Here is a 13,463-nt window from a genome sequence, read left to right as displayed (position 1 = left end):
CACAAAAATAAGTTAAATATATAAAAATTATTAATTTAATAAGAAACCATTATGATTGATCCACGCTGGCTGAAGCAGTTTATGGCCGTGGCCCACACCGGCAACATTACCCGCGCCGCCGAGCAGCTGCATCTGGCCCAGCCCGCCGTTACCATGACCATTAAAAAGCTGGAGCAGCAGCTTTGTCTCACCCTGTTTGAGCGCCATCAGGGCCGGCTGCAACTTACCGCTGAAGGCAAACGCCTGTTTGAACACAGCGAGCGCATTCTTGCCGCTCTCACCCTGGCCGAGCAGGACATGAGCGCCTTGCACAACCTGCAGGCCGGTGACGTCACCATTGGCATTCCCAGCATGCTGGGCTCGTTTTATTTTCCGCCGTTGCTCATGGCCTTTAAACACCGTTACTCAGGACTCAGCATTCGCGTGGAAGAAGCCGGCACGCAGACCGTGCTGGAGCACCTGTTAAAAGGCCGGCTGGGGCTTGGCATAGTGCTCACCTCAGATCTGCCAGCCGGCCTGAACGGGCTGCCGTTACTGCGGGAAGAAATGGTGGCGGTGGTCGCCCGGGATCATCCCTTTGCTCACAAACAGAGCCTGGCCCTGACCGAGTTTTTACAAGAAGAGCTGGCGGTCTTTCGCCATGGCTTTCACTTAAGAGAGCACATCGACGACATGGCCCGCCGCCTTGGCATGCAGCCGCGCATCGGCTTTGAGAGCAATCTTATTCCGCTGTTAAAAGCCGTGGTGCGCCAGGGCTTTGCCATTACCAGCTTTTTACGCATGGTGGTGGAGCAAGATCAGGATCTGGTGCCCATCTCCTTTGATACCCCCTATTTTCTCGACCTGTGTCTGGCCTGGCCCAAAGACAGGCGGCTATCCCGGGCCGAGCAGGCCTTTATTGAGTTTATTCAGCACCACTATTTAACATAATAAACCAGCGGACGAATCCTTCCCTGTTGCTCACCAGGTAACATCAATTTTATTCAATCTTTTCCACCACGCTCCCGGCAGACTGGCCTTCTTTTTTATTCAACCTGACGGGAACCACCATGACCTTTTCGCTTATCCTGCCCATGACGATGTTTGCACTGGCTGCCTCCATTTCACCCGGCCCGGTGAACCTGGTGTGTCTGGGCAGCGGTTTACATCACCCGCTGCGCTGCGGACTGCGCTTTGTTACTGGGGCCACACTCGGGTTTATCCTCTTGTTTATGGCTGTCGGGCTGGGATTGTATGGCCTGTTGCAAGCTTACCCGCCGTTGCTGAACATGCTGCACTGGGGGGGTATCGCTTTTTTACTTTATATAAGCTTTCGCCTGGCTACTGCTTCCGGCTCCCTTTCTGCGCAAGGCCCGGAAACCTCTCCCGGTCTGCTGACCGGTGCCATGATGCAGTGGCTGAACCCCAAGGCATGGCTGGCGTCGGCCGCCGGCATTGCTGCTTATACCAATGGCGGCATAGAGCAAATCAGCTGGTTTGCACTGATCTATCTGCCGGTATGCTGGTGCTCGCTGTTCTGCTGGGTATGGCTGGGAAAAGTGCTGCAACGTCATCTGAGAACAGGTCACTGGCTGCGCTGGCTGAACCGGTTGCTGGCCCTATTGCTTGCCGCCAGCAGCCTTTACTTACTGCGGTACTGAGCCGGCGTGGCTGCCACCAGCCGTTTGAACGCTCGTTGAAAGTGGGCCTGATCGGCAAACCCCATATTCAGCGCCACCTCGGCAATAGCGGTGCCGGTCTTGAGCTGATGTTGACCGAGCTGAATGCGACGGTTAATAAGATAGGCATGAGGAGTAATACCAAAGTGCTGCTTGAACTGACGTACCAGATGACCGGCGCTGTAGCCACTGAGCGCACACAGATCATCCAGTGATACGTCTTCCAGGCAGTGGGCGTCAAGATAGCCGGCCACTTGCTGCAACCGTGCCGGTACCGGTGCCGAAGGCGCTGCCGGCTGTGCCGCCAGGTAATGCATCAGCGCGGACAAATATTCAACCAGGGATGTCTGTTTCTGCAACAAGGGACTCGCCGGTGACAGCAGGCAGCCAGCCAGCCTGCGGTAACCGTCAAACCAGCGCCGGTCATAAAGAACAGCGGTGGTCATGTCCTGCCAGTTTTCATCGGGCAGCAGGCCGGCGTCAAAACGCAACCGGGTCAGCCAGCCCGTGTCCACATACATCATAAAATAAGCCCAGGGGCTGTGCTCACGCGGATTACAGGCATGTATCCAGTCCGGGTTCATCAGCACCAGCTCCCCTGCCCGCACGTCATGCCGCTCCTGGCGATAACAAAAGGTGCTTTCACCCGCCGTAATGGCCCCCAGCGACCACTGCATATGGCTGTGAGGGGCATAGCCCGTTTCGCGGCCGTCATCGATATAGCGCAGCTCCACCTGGGGCATGCGCGGCTCCCGCCAGAACACGGGCCTGGCAGCGGAACGGCCCGATGACTCGTTAGCGCTTGCCATACCCATCCGCTTCCGCCATCAACGCGCCCACCAGCTCGGCAGCGGGCATGGCCCGGGCCTTTTGTACCCCTGTGCCGGCCCAGTGGGCAGCAAAGTCATGGCAACCTTGCGCCGCTGCTGCACCATGCAGCTGTTTGGCGGCGTCGTAGGCTACCGGGTAGTCAGGCACCGCCGGTGCCCCTGCTGCCTCACCATGTTCAATAAAACGGTTCACCAGCCCCCGGGCCGGCCGGCCCGACAGGGTGCGGGTTAACCGGGTGTTGCCGCCTTGCAGCAGCCGCTGCCGGTAGGCTTCATTGGCCGCCGACTCAGGACAGGCTACAAAGGCCGTGCCCAGCTGTACCGCTGCGGCCCCCAGTGCCTGCATGGCCTTTATGTCTGCGCCATCCATGATGCCGCCGGCGGCAATCACCGGCAGCCGGCACTCCGCCACCAGCAGGCGTACCAGCTCAGTGGTGGTCAGCTCACCGTCTTCAGCGTCCGGGTCAAATATGCCTCTGTGGCCGCCGGCTTCAATGCCTTGTGCCACCACGCCGTGAAGACCGGCGGCCTCAATGGCGCGGGCCTCTTCCAGACTGGTGGCACTGGCCAGCGTGATCACGCCGGCGTGATGCAGGCGCTCAATAAAGGACGCCGGTGGCAAGCCAAAATGAAAGCTGACCACAGCAGGGCGCAGCTCCAGCAGTAATGCCTGCATGGGCTCGTTATCATTAAAGCTGGTATAAATTTCTTCCAGTTGCACCGGTGCCTGCTCGCCCTGCTCAGTAAACAGCGGCTGCAAATACACCAGCCAGGCCGCCTCCACAGCATCATCTCTTTGGGCCGGCGCATGACAGAACACATTGACGTTAAAGGGTTTATCAGTAAGTGCCTGAAGCTGCTCAATCTGCTTACGGGCAACAGCCACCGAGCTTGCCCCCAGCCCCAGTGAGCCCAGCCCGCCGGCATTGGACACCGCCGCCGCCAGCGCCGGAGTGGATACGCCGGCCATGGGCGCCTGAATAATGTTTCTTTGTTGCAGCAGGGTTTGAATAGTTAACATGCTTGCTCCCGATGGTTCAGTTGTTTCAGCATCCATACATCACAGCCGCCATGCTCCGAGGCCACCAAGGGTGCTTCAAGGTGCTGAAAGCCCAACTGTTCATACAGGTGTATGGCCGCCGTCATATTGCCGAGAGTATCGAGGTAACAGGCGGTAAAACCTCGCTCTGTGGCAAAGGCCAGACAGGCCTCGGCCAGTTGCCGGCCCAGCCCGTGCCCGCGTGCCCCAGGTAATAAAAACAGCTTTTTCAGCTCGCAAATATTCCCCAGCGGCGCAATGCCGGCCCCGCCCACTATTTCACCATTAAGCCGGGCCACAAAATAACGGCTGTTATTCTCCGGACGGTAATGGCGGCTCATACACTGCACTTCTGCATCGCCAGGACCAAAGCCCTCGCCCACCGCGCCAAACTCGGCCCCCACACACTGAATAATACGGCATATGGTCGCATCGTCTGCGGGAGTAATGGGCATCACAGATTTCATGTTTTTCTCTCACAAAAATGCCGGAAGATAAACGCAAACAAACCAGAAGGTATCATGGTCTTTGCAGCGGCAGTATGGCAAATGCACTGATACCCCTGCACTTTATGCTGCCTTACCGTCATTATCATTGCATTGCGGCTATGTTAGGCTGTTTTGTCAGGAAGTTTTATGCAGGCGGCATCTTTGTCGCAACATTCATTCCACCAGCCAAGCGGAGGCCACTGGTGAATCTGACAACCAAAATACTGTTGCCATTAATCTGGCTGCTCTGTGCTATTCCTGCGGGCCTGGTTCAGGCTCAGCAAGCCGGCCAGACAAAGGATAACCCTTCCTATGCGGCGCTGGCCGATCTGCTGGAAAACGAGCAGTCCCGTGAAAAGCTGATAAACGAGCTGCGCACCATGGCAGACGAGACGGCGACCCAGGCTAAAACGGTAGCGGAAGAGGCCTCGGCAGCGTCTTCGTCCAGCCGCGAACTGGCTCAAACCACACGAGCCATTGCCGAGGGCATTGGTGAACAGTTCACCGCGCTGGCAGAGGTGGTGAATGGTCTGGTAGACGGTCAGGTAGCCAGTGATGAGCAGTTCAGTCTGGCCGGTTTGATGGAAGCCACCCTTAACCTGAGCCTGGTAATAGTGGCAACGCTACTGGTCTTTATGCTGATGCGCCGGCTGATTGGCCCTTTGCTTTATGCAAAACTCGACACCTGGGCGCTGCAGGGCGGAAACACCCCCGTGATTCGCCGCGTGATTTGCGTGGCCCTGGCCGCTGCTGTGGATGTACTTATCGTCGGGCTGGCTTACGTGGGCGGTAATCTGGTGGCCACCTTTCTGGTGGGTGAAACCGGTGAGCAAACCACACAGGCCTCTTTGTTTCTGAACGCCTTTATGGTGATCGAGCTGCTTAAGGTGGGCCTGCGTATGCTGTTTTCCCGCCGCTATGACGGCCTGCGCCTGCTGCCCATTAATGCCAGTGAAGCCGCCTACTGGAACCGTCACATGGCACTGCTGATTGGCTTGCTGGGTTATGGTGTTATGGTGGCTGAGCCCCTGATCAGCATTCATATTTCCGCAGCCCTGAGCCAGGGTATAAACACATTACTGATGCTGGCCGCCTTTATGTATGCCGCCATCATTATTCTGAAAAACCGTCGCCGGCTGGCGGGCATTATTCGCACCAAAGCCGAGCAAAGCCCCATGGCCACCAGCAAAATCAGCCTGCATCTGCTGGCTCGCACCTGGCATGTGCTGGCGCTGGGTTATTTTGCCGTGGTGCTGGTGCTGGTGCTGTTAAGTCCGGCCAATGCCCTGCCCTTTGTGCTGTTTGCCACCCTGAAAACCCTGGGCATTATTGTGGTGGGTTTGTTGCTGTCTACTCTGCTGGGCCAGACCATAGGCCGGCGCATTCAGCTGTCACCGGAACTTCGCCGCAAAATGCCGTTACTGGAAGCAAGGCTGAACAGCTATGTACCCAATGCCCTGCGCTTTTTGCGTTTTCTGGTATTGGCGGCGGTTATTTTGCTGTCGTTTAATGCCTGGCACGTCCTGGATCTGGCCACCTGGTATGCCTCGGAAGCAGGCGGTGTGCTGATGGGCCGCATCATTGCCGTGGCCATTGTGCTGGCAGTGGCGGCTGCCATCTGGGTAACCTGTGCCAGCCTGATTGAACACAAGCTCAATCCGGAAACCGGCACCGGCATTCCCTCGGCACGCACACAGACCCTGCTGTCATTGTTCCGTAGTGCGCTGGCGGTGCTGCTGGTCACCATGACGGTGATGATTGCCCTGGCCGAGCTTGGCATTAATATAGGCCCGCTGATTGCCGGTGCCGGTGTGCTGGGTCTGGCCATTGGTTTTGGTGCCCAGAAGCTGGTGCAGGATGTGATCACCGGTATTTTCATTCAGATTGAAAACGCCATGAACACCGGTGATGTGGTCACCCTGGGTGGCATTACCGGCACTGCCGAGAAGCTCAGCATTCGCTCTGTGGGCATTCGCGATCTGAACGGCACCTACCATATTATTCCCTTCTCCAGTGTGGATACGGTGTCCAACTATATGCGTGACTTTGCCTACCATGTGGGTGAATACCGGGTGTCTTACCGGGAGAACATTGACGACGCCATTGCCCATCTGCAAAACGCCTTTGAAGAGCTGGCCGCCGATGAAGCACAAAAGCCCTACGTGCTGGAGGCGCTGGAAGTGGCCGGCGTGGTGGCCCTGGCCGACAGCTCGGTGAACATTCGCGTGCGCATTAAAACCGTGCCCGGCATGCAGTGGGCCGTGGGCCGTGCCTATAACCGGCTGGTGAAAATGCACTTTGAGCAGGCAGGCATTGAAATACCCTACCCCCAGAGCACGGTGCATTTTGAAGGCAGCCGCCAAGGCGTGGCACCCGCGCTCAAGCTGGAGCAGGCAGGCGAACGCCACAGCGGCTAACTGATAAATTGATGTTACTGACCAAACCGGCTTCGGCCGGTTTTTTTATTGCTGAGCCATGCTCAGAGCGGTGGGAATGGAAACGTCTCTTACGCTGCCGTGATGATGATTGAAGTAATCCGTGTATTGCACTGCCATTGCGGGCAATTCGCTCAGCCGGCGGGCCATGTTACGGGTGGCATTTTCAGGCACTGTGCTGCCGCGGCGGTGTGAGCTGCTGCGCTGCAACAGCAAGGTGATCGCTGGCCACTGCTGGCGCTCACGATAGGCTTTTTCCGCATGTAACAGCTGGCCGCCCTGCCACCACAGGGAAGGATCTGCCGCCACATAGCGCTGGTAGCTCTCGGGATAATGAAACAGGGTATGCAGCACAAAGAGGCCACCAAACGAGTGACCCCACAGAGTCTGGCGCTCGGGGTTGACCGCCGCCGCCCGGCCGACGGCGGGCTTTATTTCATCTTCTATCAGTTTCCAGAAGCCATCAGCACCACCGTATTCATGTTCTGTGACTGCATTGGCAGGAACCGGTGTGTAGTCAAAGGTTCGTCCGGTGCGGGCATCGCTGTGGTAGGCAATGGTCACCAGCACGGGCCAGTCGCCTCCCTGCAGCCGGCTCAATCTGCTCTGCGTCAGTCCTTTCAGGGCGGCGGCACCATCCAGCATATACAACACCGGATAACCGCCTTCGGGTGCCGCTGCGGTGGGCAGGCCTATTGTGACCCGATATTCCCGCCTGCCGTCCCGGGACTGAAAGTCCAGCTGCTGGTAACGGTAGTGCTCTGTTTGAGGTGAGCTGGCACAGGCGGGGGTTAACAGCAGGGTTATCAGCAGTAACTTCCAATAGCGCATGGGTATTTTTCCCTAAATAGATTATAGAAACAAAAAGCTTTGCGAATGATACATAGAATCATTTACCATTACGAAAAATCATATTGATTACGTTTGTAAGGAAACCGGTAATGCAAAAGTATGTATGGCTGCTTGGCAGCTGCGTGTTGGCCACAACGGCTCAGGCCAATGAGGCCTACACCCTGGATGAAGTGCTGGTCACCGCGGAAGAAATTCTCAAGCAGGCTCCCGGGGTGTCCATTATTACCGCCGAGGATCTGGCAAAGGCACCGGTCAGTAATGACTTGTCTGAGGTAATCCGCACCATGCCCGGCGTGAACCTCACCGGCAACAGCACCAGCGGCCAGCGCGGCAACAACCGCCAGATTGATATTCGCGGCATGGGCCCGGAAAACACCCTGATCCTGATTGACGGCAAGCCGGTTAACAGCCGCCAGTCGGTGCGCTATGGCTGGCGCGGCGAGCGGGATACCCGGGGAGACACCAACTGGGTGCCGATGGAAGCAGTAGATCGCATTGAAGTGCTGCGCGGCCCTGCCGCGGCCCGCTACGGCAGCGGAGCTGCCGGTGGTGTGGTGAACATTATTACCAAGGCCATTCCCGAGGAATTTACCGGCTCGGCCACCGCCTATTATGAAATGGCCGAGTCGGACAAAGACGGTGACAGCGAGCGTCTTAACTTTATGCTGGCCGGCCCCCTCTCCGACAAGGTGGGCCTGCGCTTGTCCGGTAATGTCGCCAAAACCGAGCCCGACGCCTGGGATATCAATAAGGGGCATCAGTCTACCCGGGTAGACACCGGACGGGTTGACTACAGCAACACCTTTCCGGCCGGGCGCGAAGGCGTACGCAACCGGGATCTGGCCGCGCGCCTGAGCATTCAGCCGACAGAATCTCATCAGATAGATCTGGATGTGAGTTTCAGCCGTCAGGGCAATATCTACAGCGGCGATACCCAGAACACCAATAATTTTACCGAGGTCAATGGTAACCCGAACAGCACCTCACAACGGGTATTCGACAAACTGGGTGCTGAAACCAATATCATGTATCGCGACACCTATGCTCTCACCCATAAGGGCACATTTGACGCGGGCAACTCCCTTTCTTATGTGCAATATGAACAAACCCGGAATCACCGGCTGAATGAAGGCCTGGCCGGCGGTACCGAAGGGCTGTTTTCCGATGACAGCATGAGCACCTCCAGGCTGGAGCAAATCACCGCCCACAGCAGTATTAATCTGCCGCTGAACACTGCCGGCCTTGAGCAGACCCTCACTCTGGGTGGCGAATGGAAGGATCGCAAGTTCAGTGATGAGAACTCGGTAAGCCAGACCACCACCGAAGGTGGTGATATTGCCGGTATCACCGGTAACCGCAGCTCACAGGCCAAAGACTATATTGCCTCTGCCTTTATGGAGAGCAATATCAACCTGACCGACAGCACCATACTGACCCCGGGCCTGCGCTACGATTATCACAACATTACCGGCAGCAACTGGAGTCCGTCGCTGAATGCCACTCAGTATCTGAATGAGAACTGGACCCTCAAGGCCGGCATCGCCCGGGCCTACAAGGCGCCCAACCTGTATCAGACCAACCCCGATTATCTGCTCTACAGCCGGGGCAATGGCTGCTGGGGCGGCGGTGGCTCCTGCTACCTGCAGGGCAATGATAACCTGAAGGCAGAGACCAGCATCAACAAGGAGCTGGGCATTGAGTTCACCAACGAAATGGTGGTGGCGGGCGTCACTTATTTCCGCAACGATTACCGCAATAAAGTAGAGGCCGGCACCCGCCCTGCCGGTCAGGCCAGCGGCGGTAACGGGGCCTTTGTTAATTCAGACATCTTTCAGTGGACCAATGTGCCCAAAGCGGTGGTAGAAGGGCTGGAAGGCACATTTAATGTTTCCCTCACCCCTGAGCTGGACTGGTCCAATAACCTGACTTATATGCTGCAGAGCAAGAACAAAAGCACCGGTGAATCGCTGTCGGTCATTCCGGAATACACCCTGAACTCCCGCCTGGACTGGCAGGCCAGCGATCAACTGAGCCTGAACACCCATGTTACCTGGTATGGCAAGCAGGTACCCAACAAGCTCGACTTTCAGGGCAAACCGATGGAAGGCGAAGAGCAGCAGCAACTGTCGCCCTACGCCCTGGTGGGCCTGGGTGGCCGCTATCAGCTGACCGATGATTTCAGCCTCAGTGCCGGTATCAACAACCTGTTCGACAAACGCCTGTACCGCAAGGGCAATGCCGTGGGTGTGGGGGATCCGCGCACCATCTATGGTGCCGGTGCCGCCACCTATAACGAGCCGGGCCGCAGCTATTACGCTTCTGCCACCTACCGGTTCTGAACACACACATATACAAAAACAGCGCCTCAAGGCGCTGTTTTTTTTATGGCTCAAACATCAGCCGCAGGGCGCGCTGTATGCCGATCATCACCACCGAGCTGTGGTCCTCTTCGGGAAAGCAGCGATAGCTGACCCGCTGCAGGCCCAGCTGCTGCTGGCACAGGGCGGCCACGGCGGCGGCGTGGGTGAGCATGGCGCGAGTGTTGCGCCGGGCAATCAATTGCTCTCTTGCCGGCCCGTCGGGAATCCAGGGCGCCGGTGTGCCTTCCCACTCGCCGGTGGCAATCAGCACACGGGGGGCCTGACTGGCCTGCAGCTGCTGCAGTCGTTTGGTCAACGCGTCGGGCTGCCACCACACAGAAGGGCTGATGGCGGCAAAGTGGGAAAAGGCATGAGGCTGCAAGCCCAGCGCATTCAGCACAAAATAACCGGCCAGAGAATGGCCGAACAGCATCTGGTGAGCCCGGTTAACATTAAATTCCCGGGCAAGTTCAGGTGCCAGTTGCCGGCTGATAAAATCCAGAAATGCCCGGCCGCCGCCGGCGGTATCGGCTTTTACCGCTGCCGAGGGCTCAAAGGTAAAGTCACGGTAACGGAACTCGGTGGCAAACAGCCGTTCATCACCATGGGCAATGCCCACCACGGCGGCCAGCCCCACACCGGTGGCATCGGGCCGGCGGCCGCCGCGCTGTATCGCCTCCACAACAGTGGCGAACATGGCATTGCCATCCAGCACATAAACCACGGGCCAGCCCAGCTCAGGCGGCTCGCCCTTGGGTAGCCAGATACTGATCTCGTATTCAATGCCGCTGCTGTTGGCACAATAATTACGTACCCGGCTGTCAGCCAGTGACCATGTCATCTTCAAGGGCCTCGTCGTCAATCATTACCTGCATCTGGCCACGCACGCAGTATTCAATGCGCGCCCTGACCCCATACACCTCGGCCAGAGAAGCCGGCGTAATGGCCTGCTCCGGCGTGCCGCTGGCCACCACTTTGCCCTTGGCCAGCATCACAATGCCGTCGGACCAGCGGGCCGCGATGCTTAAATCATGGAGCACCACCATCACTATCATGTGCCGCTCCCGGGCCAGCTCCCGCACCAGCCGCATCACGCGAAACTGATGCTTTAAATCCAGCGCACTGATGGGCTCATCCAGCAGCAGCACCCTGGGGTTGCGCGCCAGCACCTGAGCCAGAGACACCAGCTGGCGCTGGCCGCCGGACAAATGCCCCAGGTTGCGCATGGCCAGATCAATAATGCCCACCCGCTCCAGCACGCTCACCGCATGCTGCTTGATGGCCTCGCTGCTGTACAGCCCCTCCATGGGAGAGGCCCTGAGCGCGCTGATCACACTTTCCAGCACATTCAGCGACACCCCCTGAGGCAGAGTCTGGGGCATATAGGTGACGCTTCTGGCCCAGTCTGCCAGCGGCTTGCCTATCAGCTCGGAGCCGTTCAACTGTACTGAGCCAGTCGCTGGCTGCAATCCCGCCAGCGCTCTCAGCAGGGTGCTTTTGCCGGCGGCATTGGGGCCAATCAGGGAATACACGCCGCCGGGACTCAGCATGGGCAGGGTCACGCCCTGCACCACGGCCCGTTTGCGGTAGCCGGTGGCCAGGTTGGTAATAGTCAGACCGTCACTCATGAGCGGGCCTCCGGTTTCCAGAAGATCAGCAACAAAAATACCGGCACGCCCACCATGGCGGTGACGATGCCCACCGGCAACAACACGCCGGGCACCAGCATTTTGCTGGCCGCCGAGGCCAGCGCCATAATCAGCGCGCCGGTCAGCAACGTGCCCGGCAGCAAAAAGCGATGATCCTCGCCCAGCAGCAAGCGGGCAATGTGCGGCCCCACCAGACCGATAAAGCCGATGGTGCCCACAAAGGCCACCGAGGTGGCGGCCAGCAGGCTGACCCTGAGCAGCGCCAGAAAGCGCAGCCGCCCCACATGAATACCAAAGCTGCGGGCGCGATCTTCCCCCAGCCGCAGGGCGGTCAGCTTGCTGGCAGACAACAGCGAAAACGGCACCACCAGCAGCAATACCAGCGCCATCAGCCCCACATTCTGCCAGTTGGCGCGGGACAGCGAGCCCATGCTCCAGAACACCAGCTGCTGCAGCGCCGCCTGAGAAGAGGCAAACTGCACAAAGGCCACCAGGGCGTTAAACACAAACACCAGCGCAATGCCCAGCAGCACCATGGTTTCCACGCTGCTGCTGCGCAGCCTGGTCATCAGCTGCAGCAGCAGCACAGAGCCAAAGGCAAAAATAAAGGCGTTAAGGGATACCATCCATTCGGCGGCTACAAAGGGCAGACTGATGCCGAGCACGATGGCCAAGGCGGCACCAAATGACGCCGCAGACGACACCCCCAAGGTAAAGGGGCTGGCCAGAGGATTATTAAGAATGGCCTGCATCTCGGCCCCGGCCAGAGACAGGGCCGCTCCCACCAGCACCGCCATCAGCGCATAGGGCAGACGCACATTCCAGATAATGGTGTGCTGGGCCGGCGACAGCGATGCCGGATCCAGCAGCCCGGCCCACACCTGGGCGGCGGTCATGGCAGAGGGGCCCGTGGTCATGTCCAGCAGCAGGGCGGCGGCGCACAACAGGGTAAGCGCGGCCAGCACCAGCAGCCGCCAGCGCACCTTGCCGCGATAGGCAAATAAAATGTCAGCGCTGGCGCTGCGTTGTTCGGTCAGGGTATTCAAGGGCATTACTCAGCAGCAGACAGACTGATCCAGCCGGTACCCTCATAGGGTACCGCCAGAAAGTCCTGATTGATGGTGGCAAGGGTTTGCGCCGGCGCAAGATCGGCAAACACCTCAGGGTGCAGCCATTTGGCCAGCACTTCCACCGCCACTATGTCCAGGGGCGAGTTCAGCAGCTGATGTGCCAGTCCGTACACCCGGCCCTGATGAACAGCGGTCAGATCTTTAATGCCCTGACGTTCGGCCACCCGCTGCAGCGCGGCTTTGGCCTGCTCGGGGCCATAGCCGCCGCCCAGCACCAGGCCGTTGCTTTTTTCCAGCGCAGGGCCGCCGGTGGCGATATACACATCAGGATCACTGGCAATAATGTATTCCAGATTCAGCTTGCCCGAGGCCCGGGTCAGCACGTCTGCGCCTATATTATGGCCGCCGGCAAAGTCGATATAGTCCCCTACTCCGCCGGTGCCCGGCGAAAAGCAGCAGTCCTGAGTAATGCCCGCATGGGCTTCCATAAAGACGCTGGGCTTGTCGCTGCTTTGCGGCAGTTTTTCGGCAATACGGGCCAGATGCGCATCCCGCAGCGCCAGATAGTCACTGGCCTGCTGTTCGTGGCCGGTCAGGGTGCCCAGCAGCTGCAGGCTGGGGGCCTGATGCTTGAAGGGGTCAATAAAGAAGTCGATAAACACCACGGCAATGCCGGACGCCTCCAGCAGCGCAATCTGATCCTCCGTGGGCCCCCGGCTTAACGACAGCACGGCCACATCGGGCTCGGCGGCCAGCATGGACTCCATATCAAAGCTTTCGGCGGAGCTGGACACCAGCGGCACTTGCTCAATGGCCGGAAATGCCGCCCTGAACTGCTGGTAGTAATGCTCGCCCACCCGGTTGATGTCTTTGGGCCAGCCCGCCAGGTGCTGCACCGGATTGTCCGATATCAGCGACAGCGCCAGCAGAAAGCGGCCGTCGTCAATGGCGATGCGCTCTATTTTACTGGGCAGGGTCACGGTACGACCGCGCAGGTCGGTCACCGTTTGCCCTGCCAGCGCCGGTGTGGTAGCCAGCATCAGCAGACAGAGCCAGTGCCTGAGTTTTTTGAAATACAACAT

The 13,463-nt window shown here is 58.5% G+C and carries 12 protein-coding genes; 4 read left to right on the top strand and 8 right to left on the bottom strand.

The window, feature by feature from the left end:
* Window positions 1-51 precede the first annotated feature (51 nt).
* Together N2M06_RS07380 and N2M06_RS07375 are read left to right on the top strand one after the other, a co-directional pair.
* Complete coding sequence (locus N2M06_RS07380; protein ID WP_346352082.1) at window positions 52-930, top strand: LysR family transcriptional regulator; 879 nt, start codon at window positions 52-54, stop codon at window positions 928-930.
* A 119-nt stretch (window positions 931-1,049) separates the two neighbouring features.
* On the top strand, window positions 1,050-1,640 hold the full coding sequence (locus N2M06_RS07375; protein ID WP_346352081.1) for a LysE family translocator: 591 nt from the start codon (window positions 1,050-1,052) through the stop codon (window positions 1,638-1,640).
* On the opposite strand, the gene N2M06_RS07370 is transcribed toward N2M06_RS07375, so the two are convergent.
* Genes N2M06_RS07370 through N2M06_RS07360 form a run of 3 tightly spaced genes read right to left on the bottom strand, consistent with a single transcriptional unit; the run spans window position 1,622 to window position 3,994 of the window.
* Entirely contained in the window at window positions 1,622-2,467 is an 846-nt protein-coding gene (locus tag N2M06_RS07370; RefSeq protein WP_346352080.1) for an AraC family transcriptional regulator, read from the bottom strand. The genes N2M06_RS07375 and N2M06_RS07370 overlap by 19 nt on opposite strands.
* The gene (locus N2M06_RS07365) at window positions 2,454-3,509 is read right to left on the bottom strand and encodes a nitronate monooxygenase (protein ID WP_346352079.1); all 1,056 of its coding nucleotides are present in this window, start codon (window positions 3,507-3,509) and stop codon (window positions 2,454-2,456) included. Before N2M06_RS07365 ends, N2M06_RS07370 begins: the two co-directional genes overlap by 14 nt.
* The gene (locus tag N2M06_RS07360) at window positions 3,503-3,994 is read right to left on the bottom strand and encodes a GNAT family N-acetyltransferase (RefSeq protein ID WP_346352078.1); all 492 of its coding nucleotides are present in this window, start codon (window positions 3,992-3,994) and stop codon (window positions 3,503-3,505) included. Before N2M06_RS07360 ends, N2M06_RS07365 begins: the two co-directional genes overlap by 7 nt.
* Before the next feature lie 224 nt (window positions 3,995-4,218).
* Here N2M06_RS07360 and N2M06_RS07355 point away from each other — a divergent pair, with 224 nt between their 5' ends.
* Window positions 4,219-6,432 (top strand): mechanosensitive ion channel domain-containing protein, encoded by a 2,214-nt coding sequence (locus N2M06_RS07355; RefSeq protein ID WP_346352077.1) that lies wholly within the window; start codon window positions 4,219-4,221, stop codon window positions 6,430-6,432.
* A 45-nt stretch (window positions 6,433-6,477) separates the two neighbouring features.
* Here N2M06_RS07355 and N2M06_RS07350 read toward each other — a convergent pair whose 3' ends face one another.
* Complete coding sequence (locus tag N2M06_RS07350; protein ID WP_346352076.1) at window positions 6,478-7,281, bottom strand: alpha/beta hydrolase-fold protein; 804 nt, start codon at window positions 7,279-7,281, stop codon at window positions 6,478-6,480.
* 110 nt (window positions 7,282-7,391) lie between these two features.
* On the opposite strand from N2M06_RS07350, the gene N2M06_RS07345 reads away from it, so the two are divergent.
* Complete coding sequence (locus tag N2M06_RS07345; protein WP_346352075.1) at window positions 7,392-9,641, top strand: TonB-dependent siderophore receptor; 2,250 nt, start codon at window positions 7,392-7,394, stop codon at window positions 9,639-9,641.
* A 43-nt stretch (window positions 9,642-9,684) separates the two neighbouring features.
* Here N2M06_RS07345 and N2M06_RS07340 read toward each other — a convergent pair whose 3' ends face one another.
* From N2M06_RS07340 to N2M06_RS07325, 4 genes are read right to left on the bottom strand one after another with little or no spacing between them, the layout of a single operon-like run.
* Complete coding sequence (locus tag N2M06_RS07340) at window positions 9,685-10,503, bottom strand: alpha/beta hydrolase-fold protein (RefSeq protein ID WP_346352074.1); 819 nt, start codon at window positions 10,501-10,503, stop codon at window positions 9,685-9,687.
* Window positions 10,484-11,290, bottom strand: a complete 807-nt coding sequence (locus tag N2M06_RS07335) for an ABC transporter ATP-binding protein (RefSeq protein ID WP_346352073.1) — start codon at window positions 11,288-11,290, stop codon at window positions 10,484-10,486. The genes N2M06_RS07340 and N2M06_RS07335 overlap by 20 nt, the downstream gene beginning before the upstream one ends.
* Window positions 11,287-12,363 carry an iron ABC transporter permease gene (locus N2M06_RS07330; RefSeq protein WP_346352072.1) on the bottom strand — a complete coding sequence of 359 codons (1,077 nt, stop codon included), beginning with the start codon at window positions 12,361-12,363 and terminating at the stop codon, window positions 11,287-11,289. Before N2M06_RS07330 ends, N2M06_RS07335 begins: the two co-directional genes overlap by 4 nt.
* The gene (locus N2M06_RS07325; RefSeq protein ID WP_346352071.1) at window positions 12,363-13,463 is read right to left on the bottom strand and encodes an ABC transporter substrate-binding protein; all 1,101 of its coding nucleotides are present in this window, start codon (window positions 13,461-13,463) and stop codon (window positions 12,363-12,365) included. Before N2M06_RS07325 ends, N2M06_RS07330 begins: the two co-directional genes overlap by 1 nt.

The sequence above is a fragment of the Oceanimonas sp. AH20CE76 genome, assembly GCF_039654065.1.
GTDB classification, from domain to species: domain Bacteria; phylum Pseudomonadota; class Gammaproteobacteria; order Enterobacterales; family Aeromonadaceae; genus Oceanimonas; species Oceanimonas smirnovii.
This window is presented reverse-complemented; position numbering and strand designations above follow the sequence as displayed.

What these genes read in the sequence shown, in the direction of transcription:
- N2M06_RS07345 (WP_346352075.1), top strand. Translation starts at nt 7,392, where the DNA reads ATGCAAAAGTATGTATGGCTGCTTGGCAGCTGCGTGTTGGCCACAACG.
- N2M06_RS07370 (WP_346352080.1), bottom strand. Translation starts at nt 2,467, where the DNA reads ATGGCAAGCGCTAACGAGTCATCGGGCCGTTCCGCTGCCAGGCCCGTG.
- N2M06_RS07365 (WP_346352079.1), bottom strand. Translation starts at nt 3,509, where the DNA reads ATGTTAACTATTCAAACCCTGCTGCAACAAAGAAACATTATTCAGGCG.
- N2M06_RS07335 (WP_346352073.1), bottom strand. Translation starts at nt 11,290, where the DNA reads ATGAGTGACGGTCTGACTATTACCAACCTGGCCACCGGCTACCGCAAA.
- N2M06_RS07380 (WP_346352082.1), top strand. Translation starts at nt 52, where the DNA reads ATGATTGATCCACGCTGGCTGAAGCAGTTTATGGCCGTGGCCCACACC.
- N2M06_RS07360 (WP_346352078.1), bottom strand. Translation starts at nt 3,994, where the DNA reads ATGAAATCTGTGATGCCCATTACTCCCGCAGACGATGCGACCATATGC.
- N2M06_RS07340 (WP_346352074.1), bottom strand. Translation starts at nt 10,503, where the DNA reads ATGACATGGTCACTGGCTGACAGCCGGGTACGTAATTATTGTGCCAAC.
- N2M06_RS07330 (WP_346352072.1), bottom strand. Translation starts at nt 12,363, where the DNA reads ATGCCCTTGAATACCCTGACCGAACAACGCAGCGCCAGCGCTGACATT.
- N2M06_RS07325 (WP_346352071.1), bottom strand. Translation starts at nt 13,463, where the DNA reads ATGTTGTATTTCAAAAAACTCAGGCACTGGCTCTGTCTGCTGATGCTG.
- N2M06_RS07350 (WP_346352076.1), bottom strand. Translation starts at nt 7,281, where the DNA reads ATGCGCTATTGGAAGTTACTGCTGATAACCCTGCTGTTAACCCCCGCC.
- N2M06_RS07375 (WP_346352081.1), top strand. Translation starts at nt 1,050, where the DNA reads ATGACCTTTTCGCTTATCCTGCCCATGACGATGTTTGCACTGGCTGCC.